At 64.7% G+C, this 18592-nt stretch carries 16 protein-coding genes; 15 read left to right on the top strand and 1 reads right to left on the bottom strand.

Annotated features, from left to right (window positions below; genetic code table 11):
• Positions 1 to 200 precede the first annotated feature (200 nt).
• From RSW2DRAFT_RS06975 to RSW2DRAFT_RS06940, 8 genes are all read left to right on the top strand, one after another.
• Positions 201 to 1778: a 2-isopropylmalate synthase gene (locus RSW2DRAFT_RS06975; protein ID WP_008029421.1), complete on the top strand. Its 1578-nt coding sequence runs from the start codon at positions 201 to 203 to the stop codon at positions 1776 to 1778.
• 312 nt (positions 1779 to 2090) lie between these two features.
• Complete coding sequence (locus RSW2DRAFT_RS06970) at positions 2091 to 3128, top strand: rod shape-determining protein (RefSeq protein ID WP_008029419.1); 1038 nt, start codon at positions 2091 to 2093, stop codon at positions 3126 to 3128.
• A 40-nt stretch (positions 3129 to 3168) separates the two neighbouring features.
• Entirely contained in the window at positions 3169 to 4095 is a 927-nt protein-coding gene (gene mreC, locus RSW2DRAFT_RS06965; RefSeq protein ID WP_008029417.1) for a rod shape-determining protein MreC, read from the top strand.
• Positions 4088 to 4627: a hypothetical protein gene (locus RSW2DRAFT_RS06960; protein ID WP_008029414.1), complete on the top strand. Its 540-nt coding sequence runs from the start codon at positions 4088 to 4090 to the stop codon at positions 4625 to 4627. The genes mreC and RSW2DRAFT_RS06960 overlap by 8 nt, the downstream gene beginning before the upstream one ends.
• Positions 4624 to 6567, top strand: coding sequence for a penicillin-binding protein 2 (gene mrdA, locus RSW2DRAFT_RS06955; protein ID WP_008029413.1), 1944 nt, complete (start codon positions 4624 to 4626; stop codon positions 6565 to 6567). The genes RSW2DRAFT_RS06960 and mrdA overlap by 4 nt, the downstream gene beginning before the upstream one ends.
• Before the next feature lie 25 nt (positions 6568 to 6592).
• Positions 6593 to 7732, top strand: coding sequence for a rod shape-determining protein RodA (gene rodA, locus RSW2DRAFT_RS06950; RefSeq protein WP_008029411.1), 1140 nt, complete (start codon positions 6593 to 6595; stop codon positions 7730 to 7732).
• A 37-nt stretch (positions 7733 to 7769) separates the two neighbouring features.
• The gene (locus RSW2DRAFT_RS06945) at positions 7770 to 8702 is read left to right on the top strand and encodes a 2-hydroxyacid dehydrogenase (RefSeq protein WP_008029409.1); all 933 of its coding nucleotides are present in this window, start codon (positions 7770 to 7772) and stop codon (positions 8700 to 8702) included.
• Positions 8703 to 8775: 73 nt separating this feature from the next.
• Entirely contained in the window at positions 8776 to 9660 is an 885-nt protein-coding gene (locus RSW2DRAFT_RS06940) for a DMT family transporter (RefSeq protein WP_008029407.1), read from the top strand.
• A gap of 91 nt (positions 9661 to 9751) precedes the next feature.
• On the opposite strand, the gene RSW2DRAFT_RS06935 is transcribed toward RSW2DRAFT_RS06940, so the two are convergent.
• Positions 9752 to 10621 (bottom strand): MurR/RpiR family transcriptional regulator, encoded by an 870-nt coding sequence (locus RSW2DRAFT_RS06935; protein ID WP_008029406.1) that lies wholly within the window; start codon positions 10619 to 10621, stop codon positions 9752 to 9754.
• A 201-nt stretch (positions 10622 to 10822) separates the two neighbouring features.
• Here RSW2DRAFT_RS06935 and RSW2DRAFT_RS06930 point away from each other — a divergent pair, with 201 nt between their 5' ends.
• The 7 genes from RSW2DRAFT_RS06930 to RSW2DRAFT_RS06900 all read left to right on the top strand — a co-directional run bounded on the left by RSW2DRAFT_RS06930 (position 10823) and on the right by RSW2DRAFT_RS06900 (position 18563).
• Positions 10823 to 11614 carry an N-formylglutamate amidohydrolase gene (locus tag RSW2DRAFT_RS06930; RefSeq protein ID WP_008029404.1) on the top strand — a complete coding sequence of 264 codons (792 nt, stop codon included), beginning with the start codon at positions 10823 to 10825 and terminating at the stop codon, positions 11612 to 11614.
• 7 nt (positions 11615 to 11621) lie between these two features.
• The gene (locus RSW2DRAFT_RS06925; RefSeq protein ID WP_008029401.1) at positions 11622 to 12128 is read left to right on the top strand and encodes a TRAP transporter small permease subunit; all 507 of its coding nucleotides are present in this window, start codon (positions 11622 to 11624) and stop codon (positions 12126 to 12128) included.
• A complete protein-coding gene (locus tag RSW2DRAFT_RS06920; protein WP_008029399.1) occupies positions 12128 to 13453 on the top strand; it encodes a TRAP transporter large permease in 1326 nt (441 codons plus the stop codon). The genes RSW2DRAFT_RS06925 and RSW2DRAFT_RS06920 overlap by 1 nt, the downstream gene beginning before the upstream one ends.
• Positions 13454 to 13508: 55 nt before the next feature.
• The gene (locus RSW2DRAFT_RS06915; RefSeq protein WP_008029398.1) at positions 13509 to 14549 is read left to right on the top strand and encodes a TRAP transporter substrate-binding protein; all 1041 of its coding nucleotides are present in this window, start codon (positions 13509 to 13511) and stop codon (positions 14547 to 14549) included.
• Positions 14550 to 14632: 83 nt separating this feature from the next.
• Positions 14633 to 15997 carry a glutamine synthetase family protein gene (locus tag RSW2DRAFT_RS06910; RefSeq protein WP_008029396.1) on the top strand — a complete coding sequence of 455 codons (1365 nt, stop codon included), beginning with the start codon at positions 14633 to 14635 and terminating at the stop codon, positions 15995 to 15997.
• A 20-nt stretch (positions 15998 to 16017) separates the two neighbouring features.
• The gene (locus RSW2DRAFT_RS06905) at positions 16018 to 17406 is read left to right on the top strand and encodes an aldehyde dehydrogenase family protein (protein ID WP_008029394.1); all 1389 of its coding nucleotides are present in this window, start codon (positions 16018 to 16020) and stop codon (positions 17404 to 17406) included.
• Positions 17403 to 18563, top strand: coding sequence for an iron-containing alcohol dehydrogenase (locus RSW2DRAFT_RS06900; protein WP_008029392.1), 1161 nt, complete (start codon positions 17403 to 17405; stop codon positions 18561 to 18563). The genes RSW2DRAFT_RS06905 and RSW2DRAFT_RS06900 overlap by 4 nt, the downstream gene beginning before the upstream one ends.
• Positions 18564 to 18592 lie beyond the last annotated feature (29 nt).

Raw genomic sequence — 18592 nt, 5'->3', positions numbered from 1 at the left:
GGCTTTCCTTTCCCGAAACTGGCCGTATAGTCCGTTCCCATGACACGGGCTCGCATCATATTCCGCGACAACCGGGCTTTTTGCCTGCGCAACACCCGTGCGCTGCTTCTCCTTAGCCGCCTCTGAGCGTGCCCTTGGGTGCGACCGCTCGGAGGTGACTTGCGCCCACGGATGAAGCCAAAGCAAAACGAGAGATCACCATGACCGACAAATCCAAACAGGATCGCGTCCTGATATTCGACACCACCCTGCGTGACGGCGAGCAATCGCCCGGTGCCACCATGAGCCATTCCGAAAAGCTGGAGATCGCGGCCCTGCTGGACGAGATGGGGGTGGATATCATCGAGGCGGGCTTTCCGATCGCCTCGGAAGGCGATTTCGAGGCGGTCAGCGCCATTGCCAAGATGGGGCTGAACGCGGTGATCTGCGGGTTGGCACGCGCCAGCACCAAGGACATCGACCGCTGCTGGGAAGCGGTGCGCCACACGCGGCAGCCGCGCATCCACACCTTCATCGGCACCTCTCCCACGCACCGCGCCATTCCCAACCTGAGCATGGCCGAAATGGAGACGCGGATCCACGACACCGTCAGCCATGCCCGCAACCTGTGCGACAACATCCAGTGGTCAGCGATGGATGCCACCCGCACCGAGCATGATTTCCTGTGCCGCACGGTGGAAATTGCCATCAAGGCCGGCGCCACCACCATCAACATCCCCGACACCGTGGGCTACACCGCGCCGCGCGAAAGTGCCGAGATCATCACCATGCTGCTGAACCGGGTGCCGGGTGCCGACAAGGTGATCTTCGCCACCCATTGCCACAACGACCTCGGCATGGCCACCGCCAACGCCCTGGCCGCGATGCAGGCGGGCGCGCGGCAGATCGAATGTACCATCAACGGTCTGGGCGAACGCGCGGGCAACACGGCGCTGGAAGAGGTGGTGATGGCGCTGAAAGTGCGCAACGACATCATGCCCTACCGCACCGGGGTCGATACCACCAAGATCATGAACCTCAGCCGCAAGGTGGCGACGGTTTCGGGTTTTGCCGTGCAGTTCAACAAGGCCATCGTCGGCAAGAACGCCTTTGCGCACGAAAGCGGCATCCATCAGGACGGCATGCTGAAGAACGCCGAAACCTTCGAGATCATGCGGCCGCAGGATATCGGGCTGGCCGACACCTCGCTGGTGATGGGCAAGCACTCGGGGCGTGCCGCGCTGCGGATGAAGCTGCGCGACCTGGGCTTTGATCTGGCCGACAACCAGCTGAACGACGTGTTCGTGCGCTTCAAGGCCTTGGCCGACCGCAAGAAGGAAGTCTATGACGACGACCTGATCGCGCTGATGCAGGACCAGGGCACCCATGCCGCACATGACACGCTGCAACTGAAGCGGCTGCGGGTGGTTTGCGGCACCGAAGGCCCGCAGGAAGCCGAGCTGACCATGGCGATCGAGGGGGTTGACCACGCGATCGACGCCACCGGCGACGGCCCGGTGGATGCCAGCTTCAACGCGGTGAAGATGCTTTATCCGCACGGCGCGCGGCTGCAACTGTATCAGGTGCATGCCGTCACCGAAGGCACCGACGCGCAGGCCACGGTGAGCGTCCGGCTGGAGGAGGACGGGCGCATTGCCACCGGCCAATCGGCGGATACCGACACCGTGGTGGCATCGGTGAAAGCCTATATCAACGCGCTGAACCGGTTGATCGTGCGGCGCACCAAAAGCGCTCCGGGCGAGAATGTGAAGTCGGTCAACTACAAGGACGCCTCCTGAACAGCAGCACCGCGATATATTTTCGCAGGGGTCTGCTGATTTTGGTCTGACCGACCAAACCAGAAGGATCGAACATCGGGGCGGCGGCGGAACTTCAGTTTCGCCGCCGCCCCTTTCATTTTCGAACCTTTCCGGCCCGGCCCGCTGCCCGGTTCCGCCCGCGAATCCGGTTGCTTCACGGCGAATTGCGCCAAAGCCTTCGGGCAAGGCTCTTTCCCTTCCCAGGCCATATCCCTATAAGAAACCGCCCGCCTCACCCCCTTGAGTCGCGGGGGAATATCGTTTTTTCGTGCAGCACAGGATTGCCCAGCCATGTCGATACTTTCAGGCCTTTTCTCGTCGGATATGGCGATCGACCTCGGCACCGCCAACACGCTGGTTTATGTGCGCGGCAAGGGCATCGTGCTGAATGAACCCTCGGTGGTGGCCTATCATGTCAAGGACGGCAAGAAGGTCGTGCTGGCGGTGGGCGAAGATGCCAAGCTGATGCTGGGCCGCACGCCGGGCAGCATCGAAGCCATCCGGCCGATGCGCGACGGGGTGATTGCCGACTTCGATTCAGCCGAGGAAATGATCAAGCATTTCATCCGCAAGGTCCACAAGCGCACCACGTTTTCCAAGCCGAAGATCATCGTCTGCGTGCCGCATGGCGCCACCCCGGTGGAAAAACGCGCCATCCGCAACTCGGTGCTGCAAGCAGGGGCCCGCCGCGCCGGGCTGATTGCCGAACCGATTGCCGCGGCGATTGGCGCGGGCATGCCGATCACCGAACCCACCGGCAACATGGTGGTCGATATCGGCGGCGGCACCACCGAAGTTGCGGTACTCAGCCTTGGCGACATCGTCTATGCCCGCTCGGTGCGGGTGGGCGGCGACCGGATGGACGAGGCGATCATCAGCTATCTGCGCCGCCACATGAACCTGCTGATCGGTGAATCGACGGCCGAGCGAATCAAGACCAGCATCGGCACGGCGCGGATGCCCGATGACGGGCGCGGTGCCAGCATGACCATCCGTGGCCGCGACCTGCTGAACGGCGTGCCGAAGGAGACCGAGATCAATCAGGCGCAGATTGCCGAAGCCCTCGCAGAACCGGTGCAGCAGATTTGCGACGCGGTGATGCAGGCGCTGGAAACCACACCGCCCGACCTTGCCGCCGATATCGTGGACCGTGGCGTGATGCTGACCGGGGGTGGGGCGCTGCTTGGGGATCTGGATCTGGCGCTGCGCGAGCAGACCGGACTTTCGATCTCGGTCGCCAACGAACCTTTGAACTGCGTGGCTCTGGGCACCGGCAAGGCGCTGGAGTATGAAAAGCAGTTGCGGCACGTCATCGACTACGACAGCTAAAAGCGGGCGCTGACGCCCCGCGTGTGACCAAGAGGCAGCCGTGGCAGGAAACCGGACATCGGAGGACGAATTTTCCCGCCCCATCCGCCGGATTCTGGTGGGGGGGCTGGTGCTGCTGCTGTTCGCGCTGTTCCTGCTGTGGCGCATCGACAGCCCGCGGGTCGAACGCTTTCGCACCGCTTTGGTGGACCGGCTGGTGCCAAGTTTCGCCTGGGCCATGGTGCCGGTGACCAAGGCCGCGGGGATGATCGACGCCTTTCAGTCCTATGCCAGCCTTTATGACCAGAACCAGGAACTGCGCCGCGAATTGCAGCAGATGAAGGCGTGGAAAGAGGCGGCGCTGCAACTGGAACAGCAGAACGCAAGGCTCCTGGACCTCAATCAGGTGCGGCTCGATGCCAAGCTGACCCATGTCACCGGCATGGTGCTGGCCGACAGCGGCAGCCCGTTCCGCCAGTCGGTGCTGCTGAATGTAGGCTCCCGCGACGGTATCCGCGACGGCTGGGCGGCGATGGACGGGCTGGGGCTGGTGGGGCGCATTTCCGGCGTGGGCGAACGCACGGCGCGGGTGATCCTGCTGACCGACAGCGCCAGCCGTATCCCGGTGGTGGTGCAGCCCTCGGGGCAGAAGGCGTTGATGTCGGGCGACAATTCGCCTGCCCCGCCGCTGGAGTTTCTGGAGAAACCCGATCTGGTGCGCCCCGGCGATCAGGTGGTGACCTCGGGCGATGGCGGGGTGTTCCCGGCGGGGCTGCTGGTGGGGCAAGTGGCCTTGGGGCCGGACCGGCGGCAACGGGTGCGGATGGCCGCCGACTATGAACGGCTGGAGTTCCTGCGGGTGTTGCGCAGCCACGAATTGCCGCCGATCTCGCAAGCCGGTGCCATGGTGGCGCCGCCGCTGCCGCCACCGGAACTGATCGGGCCGATGCCGCTGCCCGAGGCCACACCCGGGGGCAGCAATGGTTGACCCGCACAACCGCGACCTGTGGTTGCACCGCAGCCTGTTTGTCGGCTTTGCTCTGGTGCTGTTCTTTCTGCGGATGCTGCCGATGGGCACCACGGCGGGCAGTTGGCCGGGGCCTGACCTGATCCTGTGCCTGACCCTCGCATGGGTGCAGCGCCGCCCCGATTACCTGCCGGTCTGGCTGATCGTCGGGGTGGTGCTGACCGAGGATTTCCTGCTGATGCGGCCACCGGGCCTGTGGACGGCGCTGGTGGTGCTGGCCGCCGAATTCCTGCGCGGCCGGGCGGCACTGATGCGCGAGCTGAGCATCGGCATGGAATGGCTGGTGATCGCGGGTCTGATGACCCTGATGCTGCTGGCTTATCGGATGGTATTTGCCGTGACGTTCGTGCCGCAGCCGGGGTTTGGCTATGCGATGATCCAGGTTCTGGGGTCGATTGTCTGCTATCCATTGGTGGTGGGGGCCTCACGGCTGCTGCTGGGAGTGCACAAACCGGCAATGGGCGAGATTGATGCGCGCGGGAGGCGGCTGTGAGACGCTCGAACCGCGACACCGAAGAAACCGCCCGCCAGGTCAACCGCCGGGCGCTGCTGATGGGCGGGGCGATGGCGGCCATGGTGGCGGTGCTGGGCGCCAGGATGCGCTACATGCAGGTCGAACAGGCCGACCAGTTTCGCCTGTTGGCCGAGGAAAACCGCATCAACATCCGGCTGATCCCGCCCAATCGCGGCTTGATCCAGGACCGCAACGGCCGCCTGATCGCGGGCAACGAGCAGAATTACCGCGTGGTGATCACCCGCGAGGATGCCGGCGACGTGGACGCGGTGCTGCACCGCTTGGCGGCGCTGATCCCGATGACCGACGACGAGATCGACAAGACCACCCGCGAGGCGCTGCGCCACAGCCCCTTCGTGCCGATCATCGTGGCCGACCGGCTGAGTTGGGACGATTTTTCCAAGGTGGCGTTGAACGCCCCCAGCCTGCCCGGCGTGTCGCCCGAGGTCGGCCTTAGCCGCATCTACCCCTTGGACACCGATTTTGCCCATATCGTCGGCTATGTCGGCCCGGTGTCCGAGGCGGATCTCGCCAAGCTGGAAGACCCCGACCCGCTGTTGCAGATCCCGAAATTCCAGATCGGCAAGATCGGGGTGGAGAAATGGACCGAAGACACCCTGCGCGGTCGTGCCGGGGCCAAGCGGATCGAGGTCAACGCCCTGGGCCGGGTGATGCGCGAGCTTGACCGGCGCGAAGGCGTGGCGGGGTCGGATATCCGCCTGACCATCGACGCCGCCGTGCAGAACTTCGCGCAGGTGCGGCTGGGCGACGACAGCGCCGCTGCGGTGGCGGTGGATGTGCAGACCGGCGACATTCTGGCGATTGCTTCGGCGCCGTCGTTCGACCCCAACCTGTTCGTGCGCGGCATCAGCCAGCGCGACTATGCGGCGCTGACCGAAAACGACCACCGCCCCTTGGCCAACAAATCGGTGCAGGGTGCCTATCCGCCCGGTTCGACCTTCAAGATGGTGACGGCGCTGGCGGCGCTGGACGCGGGCGTGATCGACACCGAAACCAGCATCCGCTGCCCCGGCTATTACGAGGTCGGCGGGCGCAAGTTCCACTGCTGGAAGCGGGCAGGCCACGGCACGGTGAACCTCAAGCGCGGGCTGGCGGAAAGCTGCGATGTGTATTTCTACGAGATCGCGCAGAAGGTCGGCATCGACAAGATCGCTGAAATCGGCCGCAGGCTGGGCCTGGGCGGGCGGCACGATCTGCCGATGTCAGCGATCACCGAAGGCGTGATGCCCGACAAGGCGTGGAAAGTGGCGCGCTACAAGAAAGACTGGGTGATCGGCGACACCATCAACGCCGCCATCGGTCAGGGCTATGTGTTGACCTCGCCGTTGCAACTGGCGATGATGACGGCGCGGATCGCCAGTGGGAAAGCCGTGCAGGCCCGGCTGATCCACATGATCGACGACAAGCCGGTGCCGATTGCCGAAGCGCCGTCGCTGGGCTTTGATGCGGCCAATCTGGCGGCAGTGCAGCGCGGCATGTTCGAGGTGATGAACGGCGGCAACGGCACCGCGCGCAGCGCGCGCATCGACGATGACACCATGCTGATGGCCGGCAAGACCGGCACGGCGCAGGTGCGCAACATCTCGGCGGCCGAACGGGCCTCGGGCGTGGTGTCCAACGACCAGTTGCCGTGGAAATCGCGCGACCACGCGCTGTTCGTCGGCTTTGCGCCGTTCGACAACCCGCGGGTGGCGGTGTCGGTGGTGGTGGAACATGGCGGCGGCGGCTCGGCGGTGGCGGCACCGATTGCCCGCGACATCCTGCTGCGCTGCCTGCATGACGGCATCCCGCCGCTGTCGGCCTATCCGGCGGCGCAGCGCAACCGCATCGACAGCCAGTTCAAGGCGATGAAGCTGCGCGACCCGGACGGCGTGCTGCCGGGCAAGTCGCAGGCATGAGGGGCCCCAGAATGAATGGTCGCAGATGAGCTTTCTGGAATACCGCATCAAGATGGTGCCGACGGGGTTGCAGAAGTTCCTGCACCTGAACTGGCCGCTGATCCTGCTGCTGACCGCGGTGGCGGCGGTGGGCTGGCTGATGCTGTATTCGGTGGCGGGCGGCAATATCGACACCTGGGCCAAGCCGCAGATGCAGCGCTTTGGTGCAGGTCTTGGGGTGATGCTGTTCATCGCCTTCGTGCCGATCTGGTTCTGGCGCAACCTGTCGGCGCTGGCCTATCTGGTGGCCATCGGCTTGCTGCTGGTGGTGGAGTTCTTCGGCCACACCGGCATGGGGGCGCAACGCTGGATCAACCTTGGCTTCATCATGCTGCAACCTTCGGAGTTGATGAAGGTGGCGCTGATCATGTTGCTTGCGGCCTATTACGACTGGTTGCCGGGCGACCGCACCTCGCGTCCGGTCTGGGTGCTGGTTCCGGTGATACTGATCCTGTTGCCGACCGCGCTGGTGCTGACCCAGCCCGATCTGGGCACCGCCTTGCTGTTGATGCTGGGCGGCGGCGTGGTGATGTTCTGCGCCGGGGTGTCGTGGATCTACTTTGCCGTGGTGATCGGCGCCGGTATCGGGCTGGTGGCCACGGTGATGCTGTCGCGCGGCACCACCTGGCAATTGCTGCACGACTATCAGTTCAAGCGGATCGACACTTTCCTTGATCCCGGCTCGGACCCCTTGGGTGCCGGTTATCACATCAGCCAGGCCAAGATCGCGTTGGGTTCGGGCGGCTGGGGCGGCAAGGGCTTCATGCAGGGCACGCAAAGCCGGTTGAATTTCCTGCCGGAAAAGCACACCGATTTCATCTTTACCACGCTGGCCGAGGAGTTCGGCTTTATCGGTGCCTTCTCGCTGCTGACGCTTTACGCGCTGATCATCGGCTTCTGCGTGATCTCGGCGTTGCAGAACAAGGACCGGTTTTCCAGCCTGCTGATCCTGGGGGTGGCGGCGAACTTCTTCTTCTACTTTGCCGTCAACATGTCGATGGTGATGGGGCTGGCGCCGGTGGTGGGGGTGCCATTGCCGCTGGTGTCCTATGGCGGCTCGGCGATGCTGGTGTTGCTGGCCAGTTTCGGGCTGGTGCAAAGCGCGCATGTCCACCGACCAAGGTAGCGGGGACGGTGGTTTCGGGATGACAAAGGGGGGCGGCATGGCGGTGCGGGTGGGGTTCGCGGCGGGGGCTTCGGCTTGGCCGGAGTATCAGGTGCCGCTGGCGCGGGCTTTGGCCGAGGTTGGGGTGGTGGCCGAGGTCTCGACGCTGCTCGATGATCCGGCATCGGTGGATTATCTGGTGGTGGCCCCCGGCGGCGGCATCGAGGATTTCTCGGCCTTCGTGAACGCGAAAGCCGTGCTCAGCCTCTGGGCCGGGGTGGAAAAGATCGTCGGCAACGCGACGCTGACCCAGCCGCTGTGCCGGATGGTGGACCCCGATCTGACGCAGGGCATGGTGGAATATGTCGTGGGCAACGTGCTGCGGCATCACCTGGGGCTGGATCGCTATATCCGCGGCGGCACCGGCTGGGACCAGCAGGTGCCGCCGCTGTCGCGCGAGCGGTCGGTGGTGATCCTGGGGCTGGGGGCGCTGGGGCAGGCCTGTGCGGCGGCGCTGATGGCCTTGGGGTTTCCGGTGACGGGGTGGAGCCGGTCAGCGAAATCGGTGCCGGGGGTGGCATGTGTGTCGGGCGAGGATGGTCTGCAGGCGGCGTTGCGGCGGGCGGAAATTCTGGTGACGTTGCTGCCGAAAACCCCCGAGACCGAGGGGATGCTGGACGCGCGGCGTTTGGGCTGGTTGTCGGATGGCGCGGTGATCATCAATCCGGGGCGTGGGGCGCTGATCGACGATGACGCCTTGCTGGCGGCGCTGGATGCAGGGCGGTTGGGGCATGCAACGCTGGATGTGTTCCGCGTTGAGCCCCTGCCCGCTTCGCACCGCTACTGGAGCCATCCGCGCGTCACCGTGACGCCGCATATCGCCGCCGACACCCGCGCAGAAAGCGCCGCCCGCGTGGTGGCCGAAAACATCCGCCGCGGCGAGGCGGGCGAGCCTTTCCTGCATCTGGTGGACCGCGCCTTGGGATATTGAACGCCAAGGCGTCGGGAACGGGACAGACGCGGGGCTTTGGCCTTTTCACATTGGGCCAAAGACGGGGATTGGCATGAAATATCAGACGGGTGTGCTGCTAGTGGTGCTGGCAGGGGTGCTGTGGTCGGCGATGGGGCTGGCGATCCGGCAGATCGACGAGGCGGGCACCTGGGCCGTGCTGTTCTGGCGCTCGGCCGGGATGGTGCCGGTGCTGTTTGGCTATATCGCCTGGGCCTCGGGCGGGCACCCCTGGCAGCGGATGCGCAAGGTCGGGGGCGCCGGGGTGATCGGCGGGCTGGGGCTGGTATTCGCCTTTGCCGGGGCGATTTACGCCATTCAGGCGACCACGGTGGCGAACGCCGTGTTCCTGTTCGCCGCCTCGCCGTTCCTGACCGCCATTCTGGGATGGTTCCTGCTGCGCGAGGCGGTGCGCGGTGCCACCTGGATCGCCATCGCCGTGGCCGGGGTCGGCATGTTCATCATGGTGCGTGAAGGCCTGGCAGCCGGGGCGGCGGCGGGCAATATCGCGGCGCTGCTGTCGGCGCTGGGCTTTGCCGCCTTCACCATCACCCTGCGCTGGGGCCGGCTGGAGGACATGATGCCCGCCGTGGTGCTGGGCGGGATATTCTCGATGATCGTGGCGGCGGTGGTGTTGCAGGTGACGGGGCAGCCGTTGGGGGTGCCGCTGCATGACATCGGCATTGCCATGGCCATGGGGGCGCTGCAACTGGCCACCGGCATGGCGCTTTACACGCTGGGCAGCCGGGTGATCCCTGCCGCCGAACTGACGCTGCTGAGCATGGTCGAGGTGCTGCTGGCACCGATCTGGGTCTGGGCCTTGATGGGCGAGACCGCCTCGGTCGGCACCTTTGTCGGCGGGGCGGTGCTGATGGCGGCGGTGGCCGGGAATGCGCTTTCGGGGATGCGCAGGAAGCCGTTGGCGCCGCCTTTGACGTGACGCGGCAGCGTGGCGGCAAGGTGCCTCCGGCGGGGATATTTTCGCAGAGGTGAATGTGGAAGATGCGCGGGGGCTGTTGATCTGGCCGGTTTCAGCGGTGGCGGCGGAAGAAGCGGGCGCGGGCGTAGAGGTCTTCGAGGCGTTTCAGGCGGCCCTCGGTCTGGTCCCAGGTCAGGCTTTGCACCGCGGCCAGCAGGGTTTCCACAAGCACCAGAATGGTGACCGTGCTGTCCCAGGCCGAGGGGGCTTCGATATGGCACGACAGGGTATGGCGGGCGCGGGTGGCGGCGGGGGATACCCAGCGGTCGGTGATCAGGATCACTTCGGCCCCCTGCTCGCCCGCCATGTCCACCAGTTGCAGCACGGCGTTTTCATAGCGGCGGATGTCGAACACCAAGAGCACATCGCCCGGTTTCATGTCCAAAAGCGCCGGGGGCCAGGAATTGGACATGTTCGACAGCAGCGTGACCTCGGGGCGCACCGATTTCATCAGCGTGGTGAAATAGTCGGCCATGGCATGGGTGATCCGCCCGCCCACGGCAAAGATGCGGCGGGACGGGTCGGCCAGCAGGGCGCAGGCGGCGTCGAACTCGGCATGGTCGATCCGCCCCAGCGTCGCCTGCAGATTGCCCACAACCGCATCGGCAAAGCGGTTCAGGATATGGGTGTCGGGCACGCCCTCTGCCCAGCGGTCGTGCTTGGCCAAGGGCGAGATCAGCATCGCCTCGACCTCGGATCGCAGGGCGTTCTGGTAGTCTGGATAGCCCTTGAACCCCAGTTTCTGCACCAGCCGCACCACCGTCGGCGTGGAAACCTCGGCGGCCTTGGCCAGCGCCGTGATCGACGCGAGGGCCGCCACCGGGTAATGCCGCAGCATGTGGGTGGCCAGTTGCCGCTCGGCCCGTGTCATCTCGGGCAGGGCGGCCAGCATCTGGTCTTCAAGGGTCACGCCGGGCAGCATCGGGGCCTCGTTATCAAAGCGGGGCGCGGCCAGCGAAGACGCCGGATGCGGCGGATGAGCGCCCGGGTTGCCGCAAAATCATGCAGCAAACAGAAAACATTGTAACAGATTCTGCGCAACAGAATAATTCTTGACAGAAACCGCCGTGGCAGAGGACGTTGACCGCACGCAGGGGCCTGACCCGGGGGACGACTCGCCGCAATGACTGCCACCAATGCCGCATCAGGGGGCCGCTTTCCGGCCGTGATCGAGAATGACGATGCCGCGGGGCGGATCGTGCTGGTGTGCGAGCATGCCTCGAACGCATTCCCGGCCACCTGGGGCGATCTGGGGCTGACCGCGGCACAGCGGCAGGCGCATATCGCCTGGGATCCCGGCGCATTGGGGCTGGCGCGGGGCTTGGCGCAGCGGCTGGGGGCGGTGCTGGTGCATGCGCCGGTCAGCCGGTTGATCTATGACTGCAACCGGGCGCCCGACAGCCTGGGCGCAATGCCTGCGCGGTCGGAAGTGTTTGATATTCCGGGAAATGCCGCGATCACGCCCGCCGACCGGGCGGCGCGTGCCGAGGCTGTGTATCTGCCGTTCCATGCCGCCTTGCACGCCCTGCTGATGCAACGGCTGGCGCTGGGCCGCGCGCCGGTGGTGATCACCATCCATTCCTTTACCCCGATCTATCACGGCAAGCCGCGCAGCCTTGAATTCGGGGTGATTCACGATGCCGACCCGCAGCTTGCGCAGGCGATTCTGGCGGCGGCGCGGGCCGGCAGCCGGTTGAACGCCGCACTGAACGCGCCCTACTCGGCGGCAGACGAGGTGACCCACACCCTGCGGTTGCAGGCCACCCCCTATGGCCTACCCAATGCGATGCTCGAATTCCGCAACGACCTGATCGCCACGCCGCAGGCCGAGGCGGCGATGGCGGATATCGTGGCGCCGCTGCTGGCGCAGGCGGTTTCCACCCTTGCGCCTGCCCCGCAAGCCAAGGCAGGATAGGCGCGCAATGCCCCGCAGCATCATCATCTTCGTGCGTCTGGTGGACCGGCTGAATTACGGCGTCGGCCGCTTTGCGATGTATCTGCTGTTCGTGCTGATGGGCATCCTGTTGTGGTCCACCATCAGCAAGGCGGGCGGCGCCCCGTCGCTGTGGACGCTGGAAATGGCGCAGTTCACCATGGTCGGCTATTACATTCTGGGCGGGCCTTATTCGATGCAGATGGGCAGCCAGGTGCGGATGGATCTGGCCTATGCCCGCTGGTCGGACCGCAAGCGCGCCTGGTGGGATGCCTTCACCGTGCTGGCGCTGATCTTCTATCTGGGGGTGATGCTCTGGGGCGCGGTGGACAGCTCGATCTACTCGCTGACCTACAACGAGCGCAGCCCGACCGCCTGGCGACCCTACCTCTGGCCGGTCAAGCTAGTGTTCTGCCTTGGCTTTTTCCTGATGATCCTGCAATCGCTGGCCTTCCTGTTCCGCGACATCGCCACCATTCGCGGAGAGACCATCTGATGCCGTATGAGATGATTGCGGTCCTGATGTTCTCGACCATGCTGCTGATGATGCTGACCGGGCAGCGGGTGTTCGGGGTGATCGGCTTCGTGGCGGTGGTGGCATCCTTGGCGCTGTGGGGCACCGGCGGGCAGACCATGGGCTTTTCAGCAGCGATGAAGCTGATGAAATGGTATCCGATGCTGACGCTGCCGATGTTCGTGTTCATGGGCTACGTCATGTCGGAATCCCGGCTGGCCGAAGACCTTTACAAGATGTTTCACGTCTGGTTCGGGCCGGTGCCGGGGGGGCTTGCCATCGGCACCATCCTGCTGATGGTGATGATTTCGGCGATGAACGGGCTGTCGGTGGCGGGCATGGCCATCGGCTCGACCATCGCGCTGCCGGAACTTTTGCGGCGGCGTTATGACAAGCTGATGGTGACCGGGGTCATTCAGGCAGGCTCCAGCCTTGGCATCCTGATCCCGCCTTCGGTGGTGCTGGTGCTGTATGCGATGATCGCGCGCCAACCGGTCGGGCAGTTGTGGCTGGCAGGCGTGATGCCGGGATTGCTGATGGCCGGGGTGTTCATCCTTTACATCGCGGTGCGCTGCACGCTGAACCCCGCGCTTGGCCCGGCCTTGCCCGCCGAGGAGCGTGCCCTGATCACCAGGGCCGAGAAGTTCCGGCTGCTGCGGGCGGGCGTGTTGCCGCTGCTGATTTTCGGCACCATGATGGGGCCGTTCGTCTATGGCTGGACCAGCCTGGTCGAAAGCTCGGTAATCGGGGTTGCGGCCACGGTCGGGGCGGCGGTGATCAAGCGGCGCTTCACCATGGAAGTGTTCGAGGTCGCCACCCGCTCCACCCTGGCGATTTCCTGCATGTTCATGTGGATCATCCTGGCGGCGCTGTCGTTCGGCGCGGTGTTCGACGGGCTGGGGGCGGTGAAGGCGATCGAGGGGCTGTTTGTCGAGCAGATGGGCCTTGGGCCCTGGACCATCCTGATCCTGATGCAGCTTTCCTTCCTGATCATGGGGATGTTTCTGGACGACACCGCCATGCTGGTGATCGTGGCGCCGCTGTATGTGCCGCTGGTGGGGGCGCTGGGTTTCGACCTGATCTGGTATGGCGTGCTTTACACCATCACCTGCCAGATCGCCTATCTGACCCCGCCCTTCGGTTATAACCTGTTCCTGATGCGGGCTTTTGCACCGCCCGAGATCACCATGATCGACATCTGGAAATCGGTGGTGCCCTTCGTGATCCTGATGGTGATCTCGCTGGTGCTGATCATGGTGTTCCCGCAGGTCGCGCTGTGGCTACCCGAAACTGTTTACGGAAAATGACATCCCGAGGGGCGGGCAGAACCGCCCCCGCCAACCCCAACCAACGGAGGCTTCCATGACCACAAGACGCAAGTTCCTGACCACCGGCGCGCTGGCTGCGGGTGCGGCCACGCTGGCAGCACCTGTGGTGCGCGCCCAGGCCGCCCCGATCAAGTGGCGGCTGCAAACCTATGCCGGTGCCGCCTTGGGCGAGCATGTGATCAAGCCGGCGATCGACAGCTTCAACAAGATCGCCGAAGGCCAGATGAACATCGAATTGTATTTCGCCGACCAGCTTGTGCCCACGGGCGAGCTGTTCCAGGCGATGCAGTCGGGCACCATCGACGCCGTGCAATCCGATGACGACAGCATGGCTTCGCCCACCGAAGTCACAGTGTTCGGCGGCTATTTCCCGCTGGCGCTGCGCTACTCGCTGGATGTGCCCGCGCTGTTCAACAGCTACGGTCTGGATGCGATCTGGAAGGAAGAATACGCCAAGGTCGGCGTGCAGCACATCAGCGCCGGGTCGTGGGATCCGTGCAACTTTGCCACCAAGACCCCGATCAACTCCCTGGCCGACCTGCAGGGCAAGCGGGTGTTCACCTTCCCGACCGCGGGCCGGTTCCTGACCCGCTTCGGCGTGGTGCCGGTGACGCTGCCGTGGGAAGATGTCGAAGTGGCACTGCAAACCGGCGAGCTGGACGGCATCGCCTGGTCGGGCATCACCGAGGATTACACGGTGGGCTGGGCCAACGTGACCGAGTATTTCCTGACCAACAACATCTCGGGCGCCTGGATCGGCCATTTCTTCGCCAACATGGACCGCTGGAACGAGGTGCCACCGCATCTGCAGGAACTGCTGAAGGTCTGCTTCGAACAATCGCACTACTACCGCCAGCACTGGTATTGGGCGGGCGAGGCCAGGCTGCGGGTCAACGAGACCAAGCTGAAGCTGACCACCATCCCCGATGCCGAATGGGCCAATGTCGAGGCCGAGGCGGTGAAGTTCTGGGACGAGATCGCCGCGGAATCCGAGGTCAAGGCCAAGGTGGTGGCGGTCATCAAGCAATACAATGAAACCATGACCAAGGCCGGCGTGCCCTATCGCTTTGGCTGATGCAATTGGCGGGGTCGGCATTTGCTGGCCCCGCTTCTCCGCCCCTTGCCGGGGCATAGACCCGCTAAGGAACGAGGCGCGACATGCCTGCAAACCTGACCTTCGACGCGCTGATCGACGCCGTGGCGCGTGGCGAGATCGACACCGTCGCCGTCTGTATCGTCGATATGCAGGGCCGCCTGATGGGCAAGCGGTTCGAGGCGAATTTCTTCGTCAACGGCGGCCATGACGAGACGCATTGCTGCAACTACCTCTTGGCCACCGACATGGAGATGGTCACCGTTCCCGGCTACAAGGCGTCGTCCTGGGCCGCGGGTTACGGCGATTATGTGATGAAGCCCGACCTTGCCACCCTGCGCCGCATCCCCTGGATGCCGGGCACCGCCATGGTGATGTGCGACGTGCTGGACCATCACACCCACCAGCCGGTGCCGCATGCCCCACGTTCGATTTTGAAAGCTCAGGTCGCCCGCGCCAAGGCGATGGGGTTCGATGCGATGATGGCCACCGAGCTGGAATTTTTCCTGTTCGAGGAAAGCTTTAGCGCGCTTTTCGACAGTGGCTACAAGACCCTGACCCCGATGGCCCGCCACAACGTCGATTATTCGATTTTTGGCACATCGGCCGACGAGCGGGTGATGCGGGCGGTGCGCAACGGGCTTTATGGCGCCGGTATCCCGATCGAATGTTCCAAGGGCGAAGCCGACGCCGGGCAAGAGGAGGTGAACGCGAGATACTCCGACGCGCTGGACACCGCCGACATGCATGTGATCATCAAGACCGGGGTAAAAGAGATTGCGCAAGCCGCTGGCGCCTCGGTCACCTTCATGGCCAAGTATGACCACCGCCGCGCCGGGTCTTCCAGCCATGTGCATCAATCCCTGTGGCAGGATGGCAGACCGGCGTTTCAGGATGCCGCCGACAGCCACGGCATGTCGGCTGTGATGAAGCACTACATGGCCGGGCAACTGGCGCATGCTGCGGAAATCACCTACTTTCTGGCGCCGTTTGTGAACAGCTACAAACGCTTCGTGGTCGGCATGTTCGCCCCCACCAAGGCGGTGTGGAGTCTTGACAACCGCACCGCAGGCTTCCGGGTTTGTGGCGCGGGCACCAAGGCAGTGCGGGTGGAATGTCGGATCGGCGGCGCCGACCTGAACCCCTACCTCGCCTGTGCGGCGCTGCTGGCGGCGGGGCTGGACGGCATCGAGCAGAAGATGGAACTCGAACCGGAGGCCCGCGGCGACATCTATCAGGCGGGGGCGGTGCGCGAGATACCGAAAACGCTGGGCGAGGCGGCGGCGGCGCTGCGCGAGTCGCGCATGCTGCGCGCGGCCTTTGGCAGCGAGGTGGTGGACCACTATTGCCACGCCGCCGAATGGGAAATTGCGGAACAGAACCGCGTCGTCACCGATTGGGAAGTGGCGCGGGGATTTGACCGGGCCTGAGTGGCCCAAGTGAGGGAACGATGACGAAACCTATCCAGTTGATCTCGCCGGTGGACGGCTCGGTCTATGCCGAACGCACGCCTTTAACGCGCGAGGCCGCGGTGGCGGCGGTGGCGCGCGCCCGGGCGGCGCAGAAACCCTGGGCGGCGCGGCCCCTGGCGGAACGCATTGCGCTGGTCAAGGCCGGGGTGGCCAAGCTGAACGAGATGAAGGACCGGGTGGTTGAAGAACTCGCCTGGCAGATGGGCCGCCCGACCCGGTTTGGCGGCGAGTTTGGCGGGGTCAACGACCGCACCAATTACATGTCCGACATCGCGGAATCCGCCCTGGCGCCGATCGTTGCGGAAAGCTCGGACCGCTTTGAACGCCGCATCATGCGCGAGCCGGTGGGCGTGGTGTTCATCGTCGCACCGTGGAACTACCCGTATCTGACCACCATCAACACCCTGGCCCCGGCGCTGATCGCCGGCAACAGCGTGATGCTGAAACACGCGAGCCAGACCCTGCTGGTGGGCGAGCGGCTGGCCGAGGCGTTCCATGCCGCGGGCGTGCCTGCCGATGTGTTCCAGAACGTCGTGCTGGACCATGCCACCACCGAACACCTGATCGGCAGCCGCGCCTTCAACTTTGTCAACTTCACCGGCTCGGTCGGCGGCGGGGCGGCGATGGAGAAGGCGGCGGCGGGCACGTTTACCGGGCTGGGGCTGGAACTGGGCGGCAAGGACCCCGGCTATGTCCGCGCCGATGCCGATCTGGACGCGGCGGTGGACAGCCTGATGGATGGCGCGATGTTCAACGCCGGTCAGTGCTGCTGCGGCATCGAGCGGATTTATGTGCACGAAAGCCTGTATGACGCCTTCGTGGAAAAATCGGTGGCCTGGGTGAAGGCGCTGAAACTGGGCAACCCGTTTGAGGCCTCCAGCACGCTTGGCCCGATGGCCAACAAGCGGTTCGCCGCCGTGGTGCGGGCGCAAACCGCCGAGGCGATTGCCGCCGGAGCGACGCCGTTGATCGACCCCGCTCTGTTCCCCGCCGATGACGGTGGCGCCTATCTGGCCCCGCAGATTCTGGTGAACGTCAATCACTCCATGCGGGTGATGATGGAGGAAAGTTTTGGCCCGGTTGTTGGAATAATGAAAGTCAAGGACGACGCCGAGGCGATTTCCCTGATGAATGACAGCCCCTACGGGCTGACATGTTCGATTTGGACAAGTGACGCCGAAGCCGCCGCCACCATCGGCGCGCAGGTCGAAACCGGCACCGTGTTCATGAACCGCTGCGATTACCTCGACCCGGCGCTCTGCTGGACCGGCTGCAAGGACACCGGCCGCGGTGGCAGCCTGTCGATCCTGGGCTTCTATTCGGTGACGCGGCCGAAATCCTACCATCTCAAGAAGGTGACGAAATGACCCATAGTGTTCCCAACCGGAACTGGTCCTACCCCACGGCGATCAAGTTTGGCGTCGGCCGGGTGGCCGAACTGGCCGAGCATTGCAAGGCTGCGGGGATCAAGAAGCCCTTGCTGGTGACCGACAAGGCGCTGGCAAGTCTGCCGATCACCGCAAACGCGCTGGCGGTGCTGGACGCAGGCGGTCTGGGTCGCGCGGTGTTTTCCGACGTTGACCCGAACCCGAACGAGACCAACATGGCCGCGGGCATCGCGGTCTATCTGGCGGGCAAGCATGACGGGGTAATCTGCTTTGGCGGCGGCTCGGCGCTGGACCTGGGCAAGATGATCGCGCTGATGGCGCATCAGCCGAAAGCCCTGACGGTGTGGGAGCTGGAGGATATCGACGACTGGTATACCCGCGCCGATGCCAGCAAGATCGCGCCGATCATCGCGGTGCCGACCACCGCCGGGACCGGCTCGGAAGTGGGTCGCGCCGGGGTGCTGACCAATTCGGTCACCCACAAGAAGAAGATCATCTTCCACCCCAAACTGCTGCCGGTGGTGACGATCTGCGACCCGGCTTTGACGGTGGGGATGCCGAAATTCATCACCGCAGGCACCGGCATGGACGCGCTGGCGCATTGTCTGGAGGCCTATTGCAGCCCGTTCTACCACCCGATGAGCCAGGGCATCGCGCTGGAGGGCATGCGGCTGGTGTTCGAGAACCTGCCGAAGGTTTATGCCAACCCGAATGATCTGGATGCGCGGGCGCATATGATGTCGGCAGCCGCCATGGGCGCGGTGGCGTTCCAGAAGGGTCTGGGGGCGATTCACAGCCTGTCGCACCCGATCGGTGCGGTTTACGGCACCCATCACGGCACCACCAACGCCGTGGTGATGCCGATGGTGCTGGACTACAACCGGGCGGAGATTGAGGAGCGGATCGACCGGCTGGCGGCCTACCTTGGCATGAAGGGCGGTTATGCCGGCTTCCACGAGGCGGTGATGCAATTGCGCGCGGCGCTGGGCATCCCGGCCAACCTGTCGGCGATGGGCGTGCAGTTTGCCGATCTCGACATGCTGACCGACATGGCGCTGGAAGACCCGTCCTGCGGTGGCAACCCGGTGGTGATGACCAAGAAGAACACCCGGGCCTTGTTCGAGGCCTGCATGTAAGGCTTTGGCCGGGCTGATGAAAGCCCGGC

The sequence above is a fragment of the Rhodobacter ferrooxidans genome (assembly GCF_000176015.1).
GTDB classification, from domain to species: Bacteria; Pseudomonadota; Alphaproteobacteria; order Rhodobacterales; family Rhodobacteraceae; genus Pseudorhodobacter_B; species Pseudorhodobacter_B ferrooxidans.
The sequence above is the reverse complement of the archived record's forward strand: the minus strand, read 5'-3'. Positions and strand labels throughout refer to the sequence as shown.

What these genes read in the sequence shown, in the direction of transcription:
- RSW2DRAFT_RS06975 (WP_008029421.1), top strand. Translation starts at nt 201, where the DNA reads ATGACCGACAAATCCAAACAGGATCGCGTCCTGATATTCGACACCACC.
- RSW2DRAFT_RS06970 (WP_008029419.1), top strand. Translation starts at nt 2,091, where the DNA reads ATGTCGATACTTTCAGGCCTTTTCTCGTCGGATATGGCGATCGACCTC.
- RSW2DRAFT_RS06960 (WP_008029414.1), top strand. Translation starts at nt 4,088, where the DNA reads ATGGTTGACCCGCACAACCGCGACCTGTGGTTGCACCGCAGCCTGTTT.
- rodA (WP_008029411.1), top strand. Translation starts at nt 6,593, where the DNA reads ATGAGCTTTCTGGAATACCGCATCAAGATGGTGCCGACGGGGTTGCAG.
- RSW2DRAFT_RS06945 (WP_008029409.1), top strand. Translation starts at nt 7,770, where the DNA reads ATGGCGGTGCGGGTGGGGTTCGCGGCGGGGGCTTCGGCTTGGCCGGAG.
- RSW2DRAFT_RS06940 (WP_008029407.1), top strand. Translation starts at nt 8,776, where the DNA reads ATGAAATATCAGACGGGTGTGCTGCTAGTGGTGCTGGCAGGGGTGCTG.
- RSW2DRAFT_RS06935 (WP_008029406.1), bottom strand. Translation starts at nt 10,621, where the DNA reads ATGCTGCCCGGCGTGACCCTTGAAGACCAGATGCTGGCCGCCCTGCCC.
- RSW2DRAFT_RS06930 (WP_008029404.1), top strand. Translation starts at nt 10,823, where the DNA reads ATGACTGCCACCAATGCCGCATCAGGGGGCCGCTTTCCGGCCGTGATC.
- RSW2DRAFT_RS06925 (WP_008029401.1), top strand. Translation starts at nt 11,622, where the DNA reads ATGCCCCGCAGCATCATCATCTTCGTGCGTCTGGTGGACCGGCTGAAT.
- RSW2DRAFT_RS06920 (WP_008029399.1), top strand. Translation starts at nt 12,128, where the DNA reads ATGCCGTATGAGATGATTGCGGTCCTGATGTTCTCGACCATGCTGCTG.
- RSW2DRAFT_RS06915 (WP_008029398.1), top strand. Translation starts at nt 13,509, where the DNA reads ATGACCACAAGACGCAAGTTCCTGACCACCGGCGCGCTGGCTGCGGGT.
- RSW2DRAFT_RS06910 (WP_008029396.1), top strand. Translation starts at nt 14,633, where the DNA reads ATGCCTGCAAACCTGACCTTCGACGCGCTGATCGACGCCGTGGCGCGT.
- RSW2DRAFT_RS06905 (WP_008029394.1), top strand. Translation starts at nt 16,018, where the DNA reads ATGACGAAACCTATCCAGTTGATCTCGCCGGTGGACGGCTCGGTCTAT.
- RSW2DRAFT_RS06900 (WP_008029392.1), top strand. Translation starts at nt 17,403, where the DNA reads ATGACCCATAGTGTTCCCAACCGGAACTGGTCCTACCCCACGGCGATC.